This is a genomic window from Polaribacter sp. AHE13PA (assembly GCF_019278505.1).
Classification (GTDB): domain Bacteria; phylum Bacteroidota; class Bacteroidia; order Flavobacteriales; family Flavobacteriaceae; genus Polaribacter.
This window is the reverse complement of the sequence record NZ_CP058985.1, coordinates 1,414,595-1,429,451: the sequence shown is the minus strand read 5'-3', so window position 1 is coordinate 1,429,451 and position 14,857 is coordinate 1,414,595. Positions and strand designations below refer to the sequence as shown.

Sequence of the window (14,857 nt, the reverse complement as noted above, 5' to 3'; positions counted from 1 at the left end):
TGGAAACTGAAACGGCTTACTTAATTAATTAAACCAACGCTTCTCTTAACAACGTAACCGGATGTTTTGCAATACGTTTAGTTCCATCAAAAATTTGATGTCTACAACTTGTTCCTGCAGCAGCAATTTCAGTATCAGAACTACAATTTCTAATTTTAGGAAACAAAGTGTCTTCACCAACTTGCATAGATACCTTATAGTGCTCTTTTTCATAACCAAAAGAACCTGCCATTCCACAACAACCAGAACTAATAATTGTTACTTTATAATTTTCTGGAATATTTAAAATTTGAAAACTAGCCTGTGTGCTAGACAATGCTTTTTGATGACAATGCCCGTGTATTTTTAAAGTCTTAGACTCCTTTGTAAATAAAGAAGTATCAATACTTCCTTTTTCTAACTCTTTAGATAAGAACTCTTCTAATGTAAAACTATTTTTCGCTATTTTTTCTGCGGATGCTTTATCATCAGCTAAACGAATATATTCATCTCTAAAACCTAAAATTGCAGAAGGTTCTATTCCTACTAAAGGAGTTTCGTTTGTAATAAGATCTTTAAAAATAGCAACATTATTATTGCAAATGGCTTTTGCTTCTTTTAAAAATCCTTTAGAAATATGACTTCTTCCACTTTCATCATGCTTTACGGTTTTTACTTCGTAACCTAATTTTTCTAATACAATAACAGCATCTTGTCCAATTTCTGAATCATAAAAATTGGTGAATTCATCATTAAATAAATAAAGGGACTTTTTAGATGTTTTTGGGTGATGTTTCTTCAGCCAACTTTCTAAAGTCTGATTCGCTAATTTAGGTACAGAACGTTCTACAGCAACTCCTAAAACTTTTTTAGCAAGTGTAGAGTTTGTGAAAAAGTTGGTGATTGAAGGAAATGCACTTCCTAGTTTATTGTATTTTGCATTATTAGCAAACATTTTATTTCTAAAAGAATACCCGTTTGCTTCTTGATATTGATATAAAAACTCGGCTTTCATTGTTGCAATATCCACATTACTTGGGCATTCTGATGCACAGGCTTTACAGCTTAAACAAAGATCGAAAACTTGTTTTAATTCTTTATGATTAAATTTATTTGCTTGGTCTGAGTTTGTTAAAAATTCACGTAGCGTATTTGCTCTTGCTCTTGTAGTGTCTTTTTCATCTTTAGTAGCTCTATAACTAGGGCACATGGTTCCGCCAGCTTCTACAGGTTTTCTACAATCTCCAGTACCATTACATTTTTCTGCGAGTTTTAGAATTCCTTCGTTATCAGAAAAGTCTTGAATGGTTTTAATCTCAGGTTCAATTCTATCAACTTCATATCTAAGACTTTCATCCATAGCAAAAGCATCCGTAATTTTTCCTTGGTTAAAAACATTATTAGGATCAAATGCTTTTTTAATTCTTCTTAATAATTGGTAATTTTTATCACCAATCATTAACGGAATAAATTCTGCACGCACAATTCCATCTCCATGTTCACCAGAAAAAGAACCTTTATATTTTTTAACCAACTCAGCCGTTTCGGTTGTGATTTTTCTAAATAAAACAACATCTTCCTTTTTCTTTAAATTTAAAATAGGACGTAAATGCAATTCACCAGCTCCAGCATGGGCATAATAGACCGCATTTTGTTGGTATTTAGCCATAATTTGAGTGAATTCCTCAATATAATTTGGCAAATCTTCTAAAGCAACTGCTGTGTCTTCTATACAAGCTACCGCTTTATTATCTCCAATAATATTACCCAAAGCACCTAAACCTGCTTTACGTAAATAATGCACTTTAGCAATATCTGCTCCGTATACTTTTGGGTGGTGATAACCGAAATTATTTTTCTCTAAATCAGCAATTAATTTATCTGCTAAAACTTCTGTTTCTTCAATGGAATTAGAAGATACTTCTAGCATTAAAATAGCTCCGGGATCTCCTTGTAAAAAGAAACGACTTTTAGCTAATTCTCTATTGTTTTTGGTGCAATCTAATATGGTTTTATCCATTAATTCACAATTATATAAATTGTGATTCATGGCAACTACTGTAGCTTTTAAACTTTCGTTTATGGTTTTAAAATGCGTACAAACCATAATACTTTGAGTAGGAGGAAGCACATCTAATTGCAAGGTGATTGCCGTAGAAAAAGCCAAGGTTCCTTCACTTCCAGATAGCAATTTTGCAACATTTATAGTTGGAGAAGTTCCTCCAAATAAATCTGATCTTAACAACACGTCAACCGCATATCCCGTACATCTTCTATGAATACTTTCTTTAGGAAATTCATTCTGTATTTCTAGCTGATTTTCAGTTAAAGAAAGTTCGTCAAAAAGAGTTTTATAAATCTGCCCTTCTTGGGTGTTTTTTTTTGTTTTTTTGATGAAATCTGCAGAGCTAATTTCTTTAAAAACAGCAGTGCTTCCATCACTTAAAATCGCATCGATTTCTAATACTTTATCTATTGTTACTCCGTATTTTATAGAGGTACTTCCAGAAGAGTTGTTACCAACCATTCCACCTATCATACATCTGTTAGAAGTAGATGTATTTGGTCCAAAAAACAAACCAAAAGGTTTTAAATATACGTTTAAAGAATCTCTAACAATACCTGGTTGTAGTGTAATTGTCTTTGCTTTTTCATCAAAAGAAATAATATTGGTAAAATGCTTAGAAACATCTACTACAAGTCCATCTCCAACACATTGTCCTGCTAAAGAAGTTCCTGCAGTTCTTGGGATTAAAGTAATATTGTTTTTAGTTGCAAAGGCAATTAAGGTTTTTAAGTCTTTTTCATCCTTTGGAAAAGCAACCGCTAATGGAATTTTCCTGTAAACAGAAGCATCAGTTGCGTATAAAGTTTTATGTAAATTATCAAAAAGAACATCACCAGAAAGTGAGTTATGAAGTTGTTCTAAAACAGTATTTTGAATCATTTTGTTTTGTAAATAAGAATTCGGTACACAAATATCTGAATAAAAAACTCATTATTTCTATATCAAAAAACTTCTTTGTTTATTTTTATGGATTCTATAAAAAAGCACTAATAATACTGATAATTTATATGGCGAAAAATGTGATATTTATTAATCTACGCTATTTCTATGAATCGTATTTATACTAGGTTTTAAAAAGTATCTTTGCAAAATATTATTTAGCAAAGATTTGAATACAGATTGTTGCTAAATTCTATTTCTAATACTATTTTTAATACCAAGAATTGCAAACATTAATAATTTGCAATTCTATATAATACAACATAAATAAATGAGTTCAGCGCTAAAAATAAACAAACCAACACCAATTCACCCAGGTGATGATTTAATAAAATTCGATAGTAATACAGATGTAAGAGAAACGCTTTATGCGATGAGGGAAGGGCAATCTGTTTTAATTACAGAGTTTTATAGCAACGGAATGTTGCTTTTAAAAGAGTTGCAAAAACATTTAAAAATCCGTTTGCCAAACAAAACAATTAAAGAGCAACATGCATTTCGTGCAGAATACCATAAGCTTTCTAATCAAATATTATTACAAATTAAAAATCAAAAATTGGTTGTAGATAAAGCTCCAAAAATTGGTTGGTTTGCTAAAATGTTTGCAAATAAAAATAATTTTTTATTAACGTTTCCAGAAGTTCAAAGACTAAACAGTGCTTGGCAAAAATATAACAAAGGAGTTAAAGTTCCTGTTTTAAGAAATAAAGTACACCCTTATTTAGGTACATATTTTCCAACTCGATTCGATCATTTAACGTTGTTTGATAATTGGTTAAAACGTTACGAAGGACCTAAGAAATCTGCTATAGATGTTGGTATTGGTAGTGGTGTTTTGGCATTTCAAATGGTGCAACATGGTTTTCAGAAAGTATTTGGTACAGATACAAACCCAAATGCAATTTTAGGTTTAAAAGAATTTATGGGCGAGACCAAATTGTCCCGTAAAATAGAATTAGATTACGGAAACCTTTTTGGTAAATGGGAAAAAGAAACTGAATTAATTGTTTTTAATCCACCTTGGTTACCTGCCATTTCTAGTGAAGAAAATATAGATGAAGCTGTTTATTATAATAAAAACTTATTTTCTAAGTTTTTTGCAGAAGCAAATAACAGATTGTCTGAAGACGGAAAATTAGTAATTTTATTTTCTAATGCAGCACAAATAAAAAAGCTAACAAAAGAAAATCCGATAGAAAAAGAATTGGCAAAAGGGATTCGCTTTAAACTAGAAAAATGTTTAAAGAAAACCATAAAACCTACGGTTGATAAAACAAAACGAAACAAAAAAGAGTCTGCTCTAGAAGAAGTACAACTTTGGGTTTTGACTAAGGTTTAGTGAATTATTTGTTATTTCGACCAAAGGAAGAAATCACATTACAGTGATCGCACTAAATTGATCAGTTTGAATTTTAGTAAAGTAGAATAAGAATATAAGGATAGTAATTAGTTTTACTGTCCTTTTTTATTGATTAGAAGTTATAAAATTCTCTTTTATCTATTCGAGCGCAGTCGAGAATTATTTGAATTTTAAATTAGGTTTCGACTGCGCTCAACCAGACATCTTACGTTACTAAATTTAATATAGAATTGGTACATCGATCGATGTTGCTTTCGAAAAATTGTATAGAGATGTTTTTAAGATTACGAAATAACTTTTTTTCTCGAATAAGTAAGTAAACCCAAAATAGGACCAATTGCCAGTAGCAGATAAATAAGGTTAGAATCCGTAGTTTCTGTATAGCTACTTATCAATTGAATGCTAACAATAGTAATGGTAAAGCCAATACAATTAACAATGGTTAATGCGGTTCCTTTGTTTTCTGATGCTACATTTTGTGCCACTAAAGTAGAAAATAACGGAGAATCTGCAACAACCACCATTCCCCAGAAGAGTAAAAAAGCAATAAAAAGATTTTCATTAGATAATTGAAACATCAACGGAGAAATAAGGCAACAGATACAAGAGAAAAGCAAAGCTAAATAAGCGATATTTTTAGTGCCAAATTTCTCGGATAAATAACCTGCTGCTACACAAGACAAACTTCCTATTGCTATAATAAAAAAGGATAGTAAAGGAATATTAAAAGAAACATCTGAATGCAAATTTTCATATATTTTTAAAAGAATCGGTACAAAAGTCCAAAAGGTATAGAGTTCCCACATGTGTCCGAAATAACCAAAAGCAGCTTTTCTAAATTTTGTGTTTTTAAATATTGAAAAACAGATGGTAATATCTAGCTTTTTTCCGGCAGTTCTATAAGGTCCATTAGGTACAAAAAGCAACATTAATAATCCGCCGAAAGCTGCTAAGGTAGAGATGGAAATGATAATTGTTTTCCATGAATATCCTTGCATTAAATCTTTTAATAAATGTGGTAAAGCAGTGCCTAAAACCAAAGCTCCAACTAAATATCCTAAAGATTTACCTAAGCCTTTGTTATAATAATCTGTAGCAATTTTCATCCCTACAGGGTAAATTCCTGCTAAGAAAAATCCGGTTAGAAACCGCATACCTATTAAGGTTAAAAAAGTTTGATTTTCAAAAACAAGTCTCAAATTAAAAAAAGCGCCTAAAACAGCACATACAAAAAACACTTTAGATGGCGAAAATCTGTCTGCAATAGTAAACAAAGCAAATAACAAAGTTCCTATAATAAAGCCAAATTGCACAGAAGAGGTTAAATAACTTAACGCAATTTCATCTAAGTTAAAACTAGTGATTAAATCTGTCATTACTCCATTGCTTGCAAACCACAAAGAGGTGCAACAAAATTGAGAAATAATGATTATTGGAAGAATGTATTTTGATTTGCTCATATATAAAGGCGAAAGTACCAAAAATCATGTAATAATCAATTAAAAAATGTTTTGCCACTTCAATAGAATATCTATCTTTGATACTGATGAAAAAAGTAAAAATCATAGAGTGTCCTCGTGATGCGATGCAAGGAATAAAAAGTCATTTTATTTCTACAGATCAAAAAGCATTGTATATAAACTCATTATTAAAAGTGGGTTTTGATACCATTGATTTTGGCAGCTTTGTTTCACCAAAAGCAATTCCGCAGATGCGAGATACTGCCGCAGTTTTATCAAAATTAGATTTGTCTAGAACTCAAAGTAAACTGTTGGCAATTATAGCCAATGTTAGAGGTGCAAATGATGCTTCTGTATTTGAAGAAATCAATTATTTAGGATATCCTTTTTCAATATCAGAAAACTTTCAAATGCGTAATACGCATAAAACAATACAAGAATCTATAGAAACGTTAGATGAAATTTTAAACATTGCAGATAAGACGAATAAAGAAGTAGTTGCTTATTTATCGATGGGCTTTGGTAATCCGTATGGAGATCCTTGGAACGTAGAAATAGTAGGTGAGTGGACAGAAAAATTGTCTAAAATGGGTGTTAAAATATTATCGCTTTCAGATACTGTGGGGACTTCTACGCCAGAAGTAATAGATTATTTATTTAAAAATTTAATTCCGCAATACCCATCTATAGAATTTGGTGCACATTTACACACAACCCCAGACAAATGGCACGAAAAAGTAGATGCGGCTTTTAAGGCTGGTTGCAATCGATTTGATGGAGCTATAAAAGGCTATGGTGGTTGCCCAATGGCAAAAGATGAATTGACTGGCAATATGCCAACAGAAAAACTATTGAGTTATTTTACAGCTCAAAAAGCGGATATTAATTTAAAACCAATGAGTTTTGAAAGTGCTTATAACAAGGCTTTAGAAACTTTTATTTAGAGTAACCAGAGTTTAGTTTATCTCAATGTTTTGTCAAATTTTAAAGTGTCACCTTGAGCGCAGTAGAAAGGTTATTGTTATCTTTCATTACAAATTATAACTGAATCAAAATGAAATTCACAAAATCACTTTTATACTTTTTATCAATCTTAATTTTAGCATCTTGCTCTAAAGACGATCAAAAAATAGACTTTACTTTTCTACAATTGAATGATGTTTATGAAATTGCTCCAATTCAAGGAGGAGAATATGGTGGAATGGCAAGAGTGGAAACGGTGCATAAAGAATTGTTAGCCGAAAATAAAAATACCATGCTTTTTATGGCTGGAGATTTTTTAAATCCGTCTTTAATCGGTACTGTAAAAGTTGATGGAGAAAGAGTGCGAGGAAAACAAATGGTGGAGGTAATGAATGCTATGAATTTCGATTTGGTGGCCTTTGGTAATCATGAGTTTGATATTCCGCTAGAGGATCTTCAAAAAAGATTGAATGAAAGTAATTTTCCTTGGATCTCTGCCAATGTAAAGTTAAAAACAAAAGAAGCAGCAATTCCTTTTTACAAAGAAATTAACGGTCATAAAGAACATGTTGGGGAAACATTTATAAAAGAACTTTCTGATGAAGATGGCACCAAAATAAAAGTAGGTTTTATAAGTGTTTGCATTCCGTCTAATCCAAAAGATTTTGTAGAATATGGTAATATGTTTGTAAAAGCAAGAGCATCGTATGCAGCTATAAAAGATTCTGTAGATGTTGTTTTTGGCTTAACACATGTTAAAATTAATAATGATAAAAGAATAGCAGGATTAATACCAGATTTACCATTAATAATGGGCGGTCATGAGCATACCAATTCTTACGATACAATAGGAAACGTACGTATTGCTAAAGCAGACGCTAATGCAAAAACAGTATATGTACATAGAATTTCTTATGATAAGAAAACAAATAAAACGAGTGTAAAATCTGAATTAAAAGAAATTAATGCAACGATAAAATCGGATAAAAATATAGCCGAAATTGTAAACAACTGGCAAACCATTTTAACTGCAAAAATTAAGGAAGTAATTGCAAATCCAGCAGAAGTTATTTTTGAAGCTAAAATTCCTTTAGATGGTAGAGATACTCCAATTAGAAGTACACAAACTAATTTAGGTGTACTGATTACAAAAGCGATGTCTTTTGGGTATAAAGATGAGGTAGATTGTGCGTTGGTTAATGGTGGTTCTATAAGAATAGATGATCAATTAAGTGGTCATATTACAGCAGTAGATATTTTTAGAGTATTGCCTTACGGAGGAGCTGTTTTAAAAGTAGAAATTAAAGGAAGGTTACTAAAAAGAGTGTTAGATTATGGCGTTTTAGCAGCAGGAAACGGAGCATATTTACAACGCTATAATGCAGAGAAAATAGGTGAGAAGTGGCTGATTAAAAACCAAGAGTTAAATATCAATAAAACGTATACGGTTGCCTTTTCTGATTATTTATTAAAAGGGTTCGATATTCCTTTTTTATCTGCGGAAAGTAAAGAAGTGCTTTCTATCTATAGTCCAAATGATAAAGAATTGGCTGTAGATATTAGAAAATCTGTGGTTGCATTTTTAAAAACAGAAACAAAAAAGAGTGCTAATAATTAGCACTCTTTTTTGTTTCTGTTAAAAACGATACTATTTATTTTTAGAATCTAAATTCTAAACCTCCATAAATTCCAAAAGGATGTCCTGGTCTTAATCCTGCAGGAACTCTAGATACTGCATAAGTATTATCTAAAAGATTTATAATATTTGCTGTTAAATTTAGTTTTTTGTTTACGTAATATTTTCCAGATAAATCTACTACAAAATTAGATGCAACTTTTTCATTATTAGGAATACTACCGGTACCTGCTAATGTTCTAAACTCGCCATTAAATCTTCCATTAATGTTTATTTCAAAATCTTTATGCTCTAAAGATAAAGCTGTATTAAATTGGTGTGCTGGTATATATGGCATTTCATCACCAGCAGCAATTGTACCCCATAAACTATCTGAACTACCAAAACTATTTTGAAACTCTGAATTTGTAAATGTGTAACCAAAAGATATTGGTAAAGAAAATTTAGAATCTTCAGATGTTAAGTTATAGTTTAATAACAATTCAACTCCGTTTACATTTACTTCACCAGCATTAAATTGATCTAATGTTCCTGTTCCTCCAGTAGCAGCTAAATCACTTCCTAAAAGATTAGAGTAATCATTAAAAAAACCAACAAATTCTCCTTTTAATTTTCCTAAGTTAAAACGCGTACCTAATTCATAGTTAATACTTTCTTCTGGTTTTTCACCATCTTGATTTCCTGGAGGAGAAAAACCTTTATGAATTCCACCAAATAAAGAAAAATCGTTGTTAAATTTATAACTTGCTCCCATTCCAGGAATAAACACATCTACATTATTTTCTCTAACAGATAAATTTGCACCAGTTCTTGTTACATCATTTTTACCAAAATCTTCTCTTTGTAGTGTAATGTTTTCATATCTAACACCAGGTGTAAATGTCCAATTATTATATTTTAATTTATAGGTAATGTAAGAAGAAAAAGCTTTAGCACTGCTAATTCTGTTCGCATCTGTACCAGCAATTCCAGTTGTTGTTAATGCCATATTACCTGTATTGGTTATACTATATTCGTCTACCCATTGAAATCTATCTTCTTCATCATAATGGTATCTAAGACCAATTTCTAAATCATGAAAAACATTACCATTATACCAGTGATAATCTAATTTAGTTTGAATACCTTGTGAATAGTATTTTCTATTATTAGCTTTTACACCTAGAGCATCATCAGCTGAATTTACATTACCTTCTATAATTAAAAAATGATTTGAAAGTGTTGTAGGATCTTCTAATACATTTGCAATAGATTGTTTTTCTCCATTAAAAGTTACATCATTTAATTTATACCAATTTCTAGCAAAGTTATTTTGATATCCAGTAGTTGTAATTTTTAAGTTTTTAGATAACTCTAGTTTATGTGTTAACATATACTGAGTATGATCTGTTGTCATTTTATCATTATTAGAAGCTGCATATCTAAAAAATGGGTTTGTTTTAAAATCATTTTCTGTAAGTCCTAAATATGTTTCATTTCCTACTTCATCTGCATATTGAAATTTAAATTCTAGAGATTGTTTTACAGTTGCATTAGGAAATAAATTTACTCTAAACTTTGCAACAACATCATTCTTGTTAAAGCCTGTATTTTTTCCACTTTGCAAAGTTTTAAAACCATCAGAACCATAATTTAAATATTCTAACACGTAGGCAAAATTGTTTTTACTACCACCAATTCTAGCATGTAATTGGCTTGAATTAAAGCTACCATAACTAGCTCTGACTTTTCCTCCAAATTCTGAAGGTATTTGAGCTGAAATCATATTAATTGCACCACCTGTTGTAGAAGGCCCATATTGTACTTGGCTACTACCTTTTAAAACCTCTATAGCGTCCATTCTTGCAATTGTAGGAAAATAATAAGCAGAAGATGCACTATATGGTGCAGGAGCAATTAATACCCCATCTTCCATTAATGTTATCTTAGAACTTCTTTCTGGAGATGTACCTCTTAAACTAATATTAGGTCTTAATCCAAAACCATCTTCTTCGTAAATTGTTACCCCAGGTACAGTTCTTAAAGCTCTATTTACATCAGAAAAGTTGAATTTTTGTAATTCTTTAGGAGACAAGTAATAAGCAGATCCTGTTCTATGTTTAGCTACATATTTATTTCCTAATATTACATTTGTAGAAATTATAATTTCATCTAATTTTTGGATAGAATCTAGAAAACCTTTTTGGTTTTCTTTTTTTTGAGCACTTAAGGTTATTGAAAACAAAGCTGTTAATGTAATAAGACCTTTCTTCATTTTATTAAGATTAATTATAATTAGTTTTTTTTCGATTGCAAATATACTATTCAATTGCTATCATACAAGTCTTATTTAGAATAAATAAAAATAACTTAAAATGTAAATTAATTGTTATCATTATAGATACTAGGTTATTGATAGTATAAAATTCATATATAATTTGTAAATTTGCACGCAATTATACCTTAATTGCAACATGACAGCACACGACAACAAAATTTTAGGAGAAGGATTAACATATGACGACGTTCTTTTAGTCCCAGCCTTTTCCGATGTACTTCCAAGAGAAGTAAGTATTCAAACAAAATTTACTAGAAACATTACAATCAACGTTCCAATTGCATCTGCTGCTATGGATACCGTTACAGAATCTGCTTTAGCAATTGCTATTGCAAGAGAAGGTGGTATTGGTGTTTTACATAAAAATATGACTATTGAGCAACAAGCTAAAGAAGTTAGAAAAGTAAAACGTGCAGAAAGCGGAATGATTTTAGACCCTGTTACATTGCCTTTAACGGCTGTGGTTGCTGAAGCAAAAGCAAACATGAAAGAACATGGTATTGGAGGGATTCCTATTGTAGATGACAATGGCATCTTAAAAGGAATTGTTACTAATAGAGATTTACGTTTTGAGCATGATAGCCAAAGACCTATTGTAGAAGTAATGACTAGCGAAAACCTAGTAACTGGAGATGTTGGAACTTCTTTAAGTGATGCAGAAAAAATTCTTCAGAATTATAAAATAGAAAAACTTTTAATTGTTGATGAAAATTATAAATTAAAAGGATTAATTACTTTTAGAGATATTACTAAAGTAACTCAGAAACCAATTGCTAACAAAGATTCTTTTGGTAGATTAAGAGTTGCAGCGGCATTAGGGGTTACAGGAGATGCAGTAGATAGAGCAGAAGCATTAGTAAATGCTGGTGTAGATGCTGTAATTATAGATACAGCTCACGGACATACTAAAGGTGTAGTTGCAGTTTTAAAAGCTGTAAAAGCAAAGTTTCCAGAATTAGATGTAGTGGTTGGTAATATAGCAACAGGAGCTGCGGCTAAATATTTGGTAGAAGCAGGAGCAGATGCTGTAAAAGTAGGTATTGGACCAGGTTCTATTTGTACTACCAGAGTAGTTGCAGGAGTTGGTTTTCCTCAGTTTTCTGCAGTTTTAGAAGTTGCAGCAGCTATTAAAGGTAGTGGAGTGCCAGTAATTGCAGATGGAGGAATTCGTTATACAGGAGATATTCCTAAAGCAATTGCTGCAGGAGCAGATTCTGTAATGTTAGGTTCTCTTTTAGCGGGTACAAAAGAATCGCCAGGAGAAACTATTATTTACGAAGGAAGAAAATTTAAATCTTATAGAGGTATGGGATCTGTAGAAGCTATGAAACAAGGCTCTAAAGATAGATACTTTCAAGATGTAGAAGATGATATTAAAAAACTAGTACCCGAAGGTATTGTAGGTCGTGTTCCTTATAAAGGAGAGCTTGCAGAAAGTATCCACCAATTTATTGGAGGGTTACGAGCTGGAATGGGATATTGTGGTGCAAAAGATGTAGAAACATTAAAAGAAACGGGTAGATTTGTAAGAATTACGGCAAGTGGAATTAATGAAAGTCATCCGCATGATGTAGCAATTACTAAAGAGTCTCCTAATTACAGTAGAAGATAATTAGACATTTTAAAATATTAAAAAACCGAGTAAAATTAATTTTACTCGGTTTTTTTTATTTTTTTAATAATAGTACAACGTAGGTTTTATATAGTTTTCTTAACGCTTAAATTTAGGTATTTGAGAAGGTCTTATTCCTTTATGTAAATCTTATTTTAAGTCAATTTTAGCATTGCTTTCCTCTAGTAAGTGAATATACTCATCTACTTTAAAAACTTTGCTATGAAAACGAGAAGTTCTATTTCTTCCTTCACTTTGTCTAGTAATACTTCTTGCAAAACGTCTAACTTCGTCTTTCGTTGTTAATACAATTCCGGGTACAGGTGTACTTTTTCCATCATCATCTTTTGCAACCATTGTAAAATAAGAAGAGTTACAATGCTTTGTTTCTCCAGTTCTAATATTTTCAGAATCTACACGTAAACCTACAACCATAGAAGTTCTTCCTGTAAAATTAATAGAAGCTTTCATGGTTACTAATTCGCCAACTTCAATAGGGTTTAAAAAATCAACCTTATTTACAGAAGCCGTAACACAGTAATTTCCAGAATGTTTAGAAGCACAAGCAAATGCTATTTGATCCATCAAATTTAAAATATAACCTCCATGAATTTTACCGCTAAAATTAGAGTTTGATGGTTTCATCAACTCCATAATTTTTACTTGTGATTCCTTAATATGTTTAAATTGTTTAATCATAATCTAGTTTTATGCTTATCAGTAATAGGTTTTTTATAACTTAAATATTATCGTAACCCATTTTTATTTATGAAAGCGAAATTATCATTTTATTTACGCTATTAAATAAAAAAGACTACTTATTATATATTATTAGGTATTTCTTAGTGAAATTGAATAATTATTACGGATTATTTATTTCAAATATATAAAATTATACAATAACTTGTTGTGTCATGCTAATTTTAAAGAACTTTAGAAATCCGTATTTAAGTTATTTTTGATAAAAAATGCTGAAAAAACTGATTTTGAAGTTAAAATTTACTTGAATTTATAGAATTATATAAAAAATCAGCATCTAAATTTTATGATATGTTAATGTCCGAAGAAATAAAGTTTTAGAATAGTATAAAAAAAGTGCTGTTTTATTTGAGACTTGATAAAAACGAATTGTAATTAATAGAATTCGTATTTTTTATGCTCATTTTAAATTAAATTTGTAGCACTTTTAAAAAGAAAAAATGAATTATATTCTATTTGATGGAGATGTTAGAGACGCTCTATTACCTTTTACATATACAAAACCAGTTGCAGACATTAGAATAGGAATATTAACCATTCGAGAAAAATGGGAAAAATATTTAGGTTTAACAACCACGACTATTACACAGGAATATTTAGAAGAAAAATATCCGATGGTAGAAATGGAAGAGAATATATTAATCAATGCTTCTTTTTGTCCTACAGAAAATTTAATTGAAAAAGTAAAGAATTTATCAAAAAATGAAGCTATTTTTAAAGGTGATGATGTCATTGCTTTTTTTACTTCAGATTCTCAAGAAGAAGTAAACTTTGATGAATACACTCAAATTGAATTTGATGAAGATTTGATACAAGTAAAAAACACGTGGGATATTTTTTCTCTAAATGAAAAAGCTATTCAGCAAGATTTCGATTTAATTACAGAAGGAAGAGAGTCTGAACCAATACCAGAAGGAACAAGGTATTTGAATAAAGAAAATATTTTTATAGAAGAAGGAGCAGAAATTACTTTTGCAACTTTAAATGCATCTACAGGACCAATTTATATTGGTAAAGATGCTGTTATTATGGAAAATTCTGCAATTAGAGGTCCTTTTGCAATGTGTGAAAATGCCGTTGTAAAATTAGGAGCTAAAATATTTGGAGCGACTACTTTAGGTCCTTATTGCAAAGTAGGAGGAGAGATTAGTAATGCTGTTTTATTTGCATATTCAAGCAAAGGTCACGATGGTTATTTAGGAAATTCTGTAATAGGAGAATGGTGTAATTTAGGAGCAGATACAAATAACTCTAACCTTAAAAACAATTACGCTCAAGTAAAATTATGGAATTATGAAACAGGTCGTTTCGCAAAAACAGGCTTACAGTTTTGTGGTTTAATGATGGGAGATCACTCTAAATGCGGAATTAATACCATGTTTAACACTGGTACCGTAGTTGGTGTAAGTGCCAATATTTTTGGAAGCGGATTTCCAAGGAATTTTATTCCGTCTTTTAGTTGGGGAGGAGCTTCTGGATTTACGGAATATAAAACTGATAAAGTTTTTGAAGTAGCAGAAGTTGTTATGAAACGTAAAGATTTGTTTTTTGAAGAAATCGATAAAAGAATTCTAGAGCACGTTTTTGAAGAAACGAAACAATATAGAAATTATTAAAAAAGTTTACAGTTTTCAGTAATAGTAAGCAGTTAGTTTATATTGAAAAATTATACTTATTGCTTGTTTTTCTCATGTTCGGAATGCTTTCGCTCGCGAATATGAGTTGTTTTCTAATTGAAAATAGAGACTGAATACTGTCTAGTAT

The 14,857-nt window shown here is 30.7% G+C and carries 9 protein-coding genes; 5 read left to right on the top strand and 4 right to left on the bottom strand.

Features of this window, described 5'->3' with window-relative positions; all coding sequences use genetic code 11:
* Positions 1 to 28: 28 nt before the first annotated feature.
* Positions 29 to 2,926, bottom strand: coding sequence for an FAD-binding and (Fe-S)-binding domain-containing protein (locus tag H0I28_RS06175; RefSeq protein WP_218761007.1), 2,898 nt, complete (start codon positions 2,924 to 2,926; stop codon positions 29 to 31).
* A 331-nt stretch (positions 2,927 to 3,257) separates the two neighbouring features.
* Here H0I28_RS06175 and H0I28_RS06170 point away from each other — a divergent pair, with 331 nt between their 5' ends.
* On the top strand, positions 3,258 to 4,325 hold the full coding sequence (locus H0I28_RS06170) for a methyltransferase (RefSeq protein ID WP_218761006.1): 1,068 nt from the start codon (positions 3,258 to 3,260) through the stop codon (positions 4,323 to 4,325).
* A gap of 305 nt (positions 4,326 to 4,630) precedes the next feature.
* On the opposite strand, the gene H0I28_RS06165 is transcribed toward H0I28_RS06170, so the two are convergent.
* A complete protein-coding gene (locus H0I28_RS06165; RefSeq protein ID WP_218761004.1) occupies positions 4,631 to 5,806 on the bottom strand; it encodes an MFS transporter in 1,176 nt (391 codons plus the stop codon).
* A gap of 86 nt (positions 5,807 to 5,892) precedes the next feature.
* Here H0I28_RS06165 and H0I28_RS06160 point away from each other — a divergent pair, with 86 nt between their 5' ends.
* A complete protein-coding gene (locus tag H0I28_RS06160; protein WP_218761002.1) occupies positions 5,893 to 6,750 on the top strand; it encodes a hydroxymethylglutaryl-CoA lyase in 858 nt (285 codons plus the stop codon).
* A 110-nt stretch (positions 6,751 to 6,860) separates the two neighbouring features.
* The gene (locus H0I28_RS06155) at positions 6,861 to 8,387 is read left to right on the top strand and encodes a bifunctional UDP-sugar hydrolase/5'-nucleotidase (RefSeq protein ID WP_218761000.1); all 1,527 of its coding nucleotides are present in this window, start codon (positions 6,861 to 6,863) and stop codon (positions 8,385 to 8,387) included.
* A 40-nt stretch (positions 8,388 to 8,427) separates the two neighbouring features.
* Here H0I28_RS06155 and H0I28_RS06150 read toward each other — a convergent pair whose 3' ends face one another.
* Positions 8,428 to 10,659, bottom strand: a complete 2,232-nt coding sequence (locus tag H0I28_RS06150) for a TonB-dependent receptor (protein WP_218760998.1) — start codon at positions 10,657 to 10,659, stop codon at positions 8,428 to 8,430.
* A 199-nt stretch (positions 10,660 to 10,858) separates the two neighbouring features.
* Between H0I28_RS06150 and guaB the strand changes: the two genes are divergently transcribed.
* The gene (guaB, locus tag H0I28_RS06145) at positions 10,859 to 12,334 is read left to right on the top strand and encodes an IMP dehydrogenase (RefSeq protein ID WP_218730672.1); all 1,476 of its coding nucleotides are present in this window, start codon (positions 10,859 to 10,861) and stop codon (positions 12,332 to 12,334) included.
* 150 nt (positions 12,335 to 12,484) lie between these two features.
* On the opposite strand, the gene H0I28_RS06140 is transcribed toward guaB, so the two are convergent.
* Positions 12,485 to 13,033 carry an acyl-CoA thioesterase gene (locus H0I28_RS06140; RefSeq protein ID WP_218730671.1) on the bottom strand — a complete coding sequence of 183 codons (549 nt, stop codon included), beginning with the start codon at positions 13,031 to 13,033 and terminating at the stop codon, positions 12,485 to 12,487.
* Positions 13,034 to 13,533: 500 nt separating this feature from the next.
* Here H0I28_RS06140 and H0I28_RS06135 point away from each other — a divergent pair, with 500 nt between their 5' ends.
* Positions 13,534 to 14,709, top strand: coding sequence for a GlmU family protein (locus tag H0I28_RS06135; protein WP_218730670.1), 1,176 nt, complete (start codon positions 13,534 to 13,536; stop codon positions 14,707 to 14,709).
* The last annotated feature ends 148 nt before the right edge of the window (positions 14,710 to 14,857 follow it).

Bases quoted from the DNA above. Each gene is read 5' to 3' on its own strand.
- H0I28_RS06165 (WP_218761004.1), bottom strand. From the start codon at position 5,806: ATGAGCAAATCAAAATACATTCTTCCAATAATCATTATTTCTCAATTT.
- guaB (WP_218730672.1), top strand. From the start codon at position 10,859: ATGACAGCACACGACAACAAAATTTTAGGAGAAGGATTAACATATGAC.
- H0I28_RS06135 (WP_218730670.1), top strand. From the start codon at position 13,534: ATGAATTATATTCTATTTGATGGAGATGTTAGAGACGCTCTATTACCT.
- H0I28_RS06150 (WP_218760998.1), bottom strand. From the start codon at position 10,659: ATGAAGAAAGGTCTTATTACATTAACAGCTTTGTTTTCAATAACCTTA.
- H0I28_RS06170 (WP_218761006.1), top strand. From the start codon at position 3,258: ATGAGTTCAGCGCTAAAAATAAACAAACCAACACCAATTCACCCAGGT.
- H0I28_RS06155 (WP_218761000.1), top strand. From the start codon at position 6,861: ATGAAATTCACAAAATCACTTTTATACTTTTTATCAATCTTAATTTTA.
- H0I28_RS06140 (WP_218730671.1), bottom strand. From the start codon at position 13,033: ATGATTAAACAATTTAAACATATTAAGGAATCACAAGTAAAAATTATG.
- H0I28_RS06175 (WP_218761007.1), bottom strand. From the start codon at position 2,926: ATGATTCAAAATACTGTTTTAGAACAACTTCATAACTCACTTTCTGGT.
- H0I28_RS06160 (WP_218761002.1), top strand. From the start codon at position 5,893: ATGAAAAAAGTAAAAATCATAGAGTGTCCTCGTGATGCGATGCAAGGA.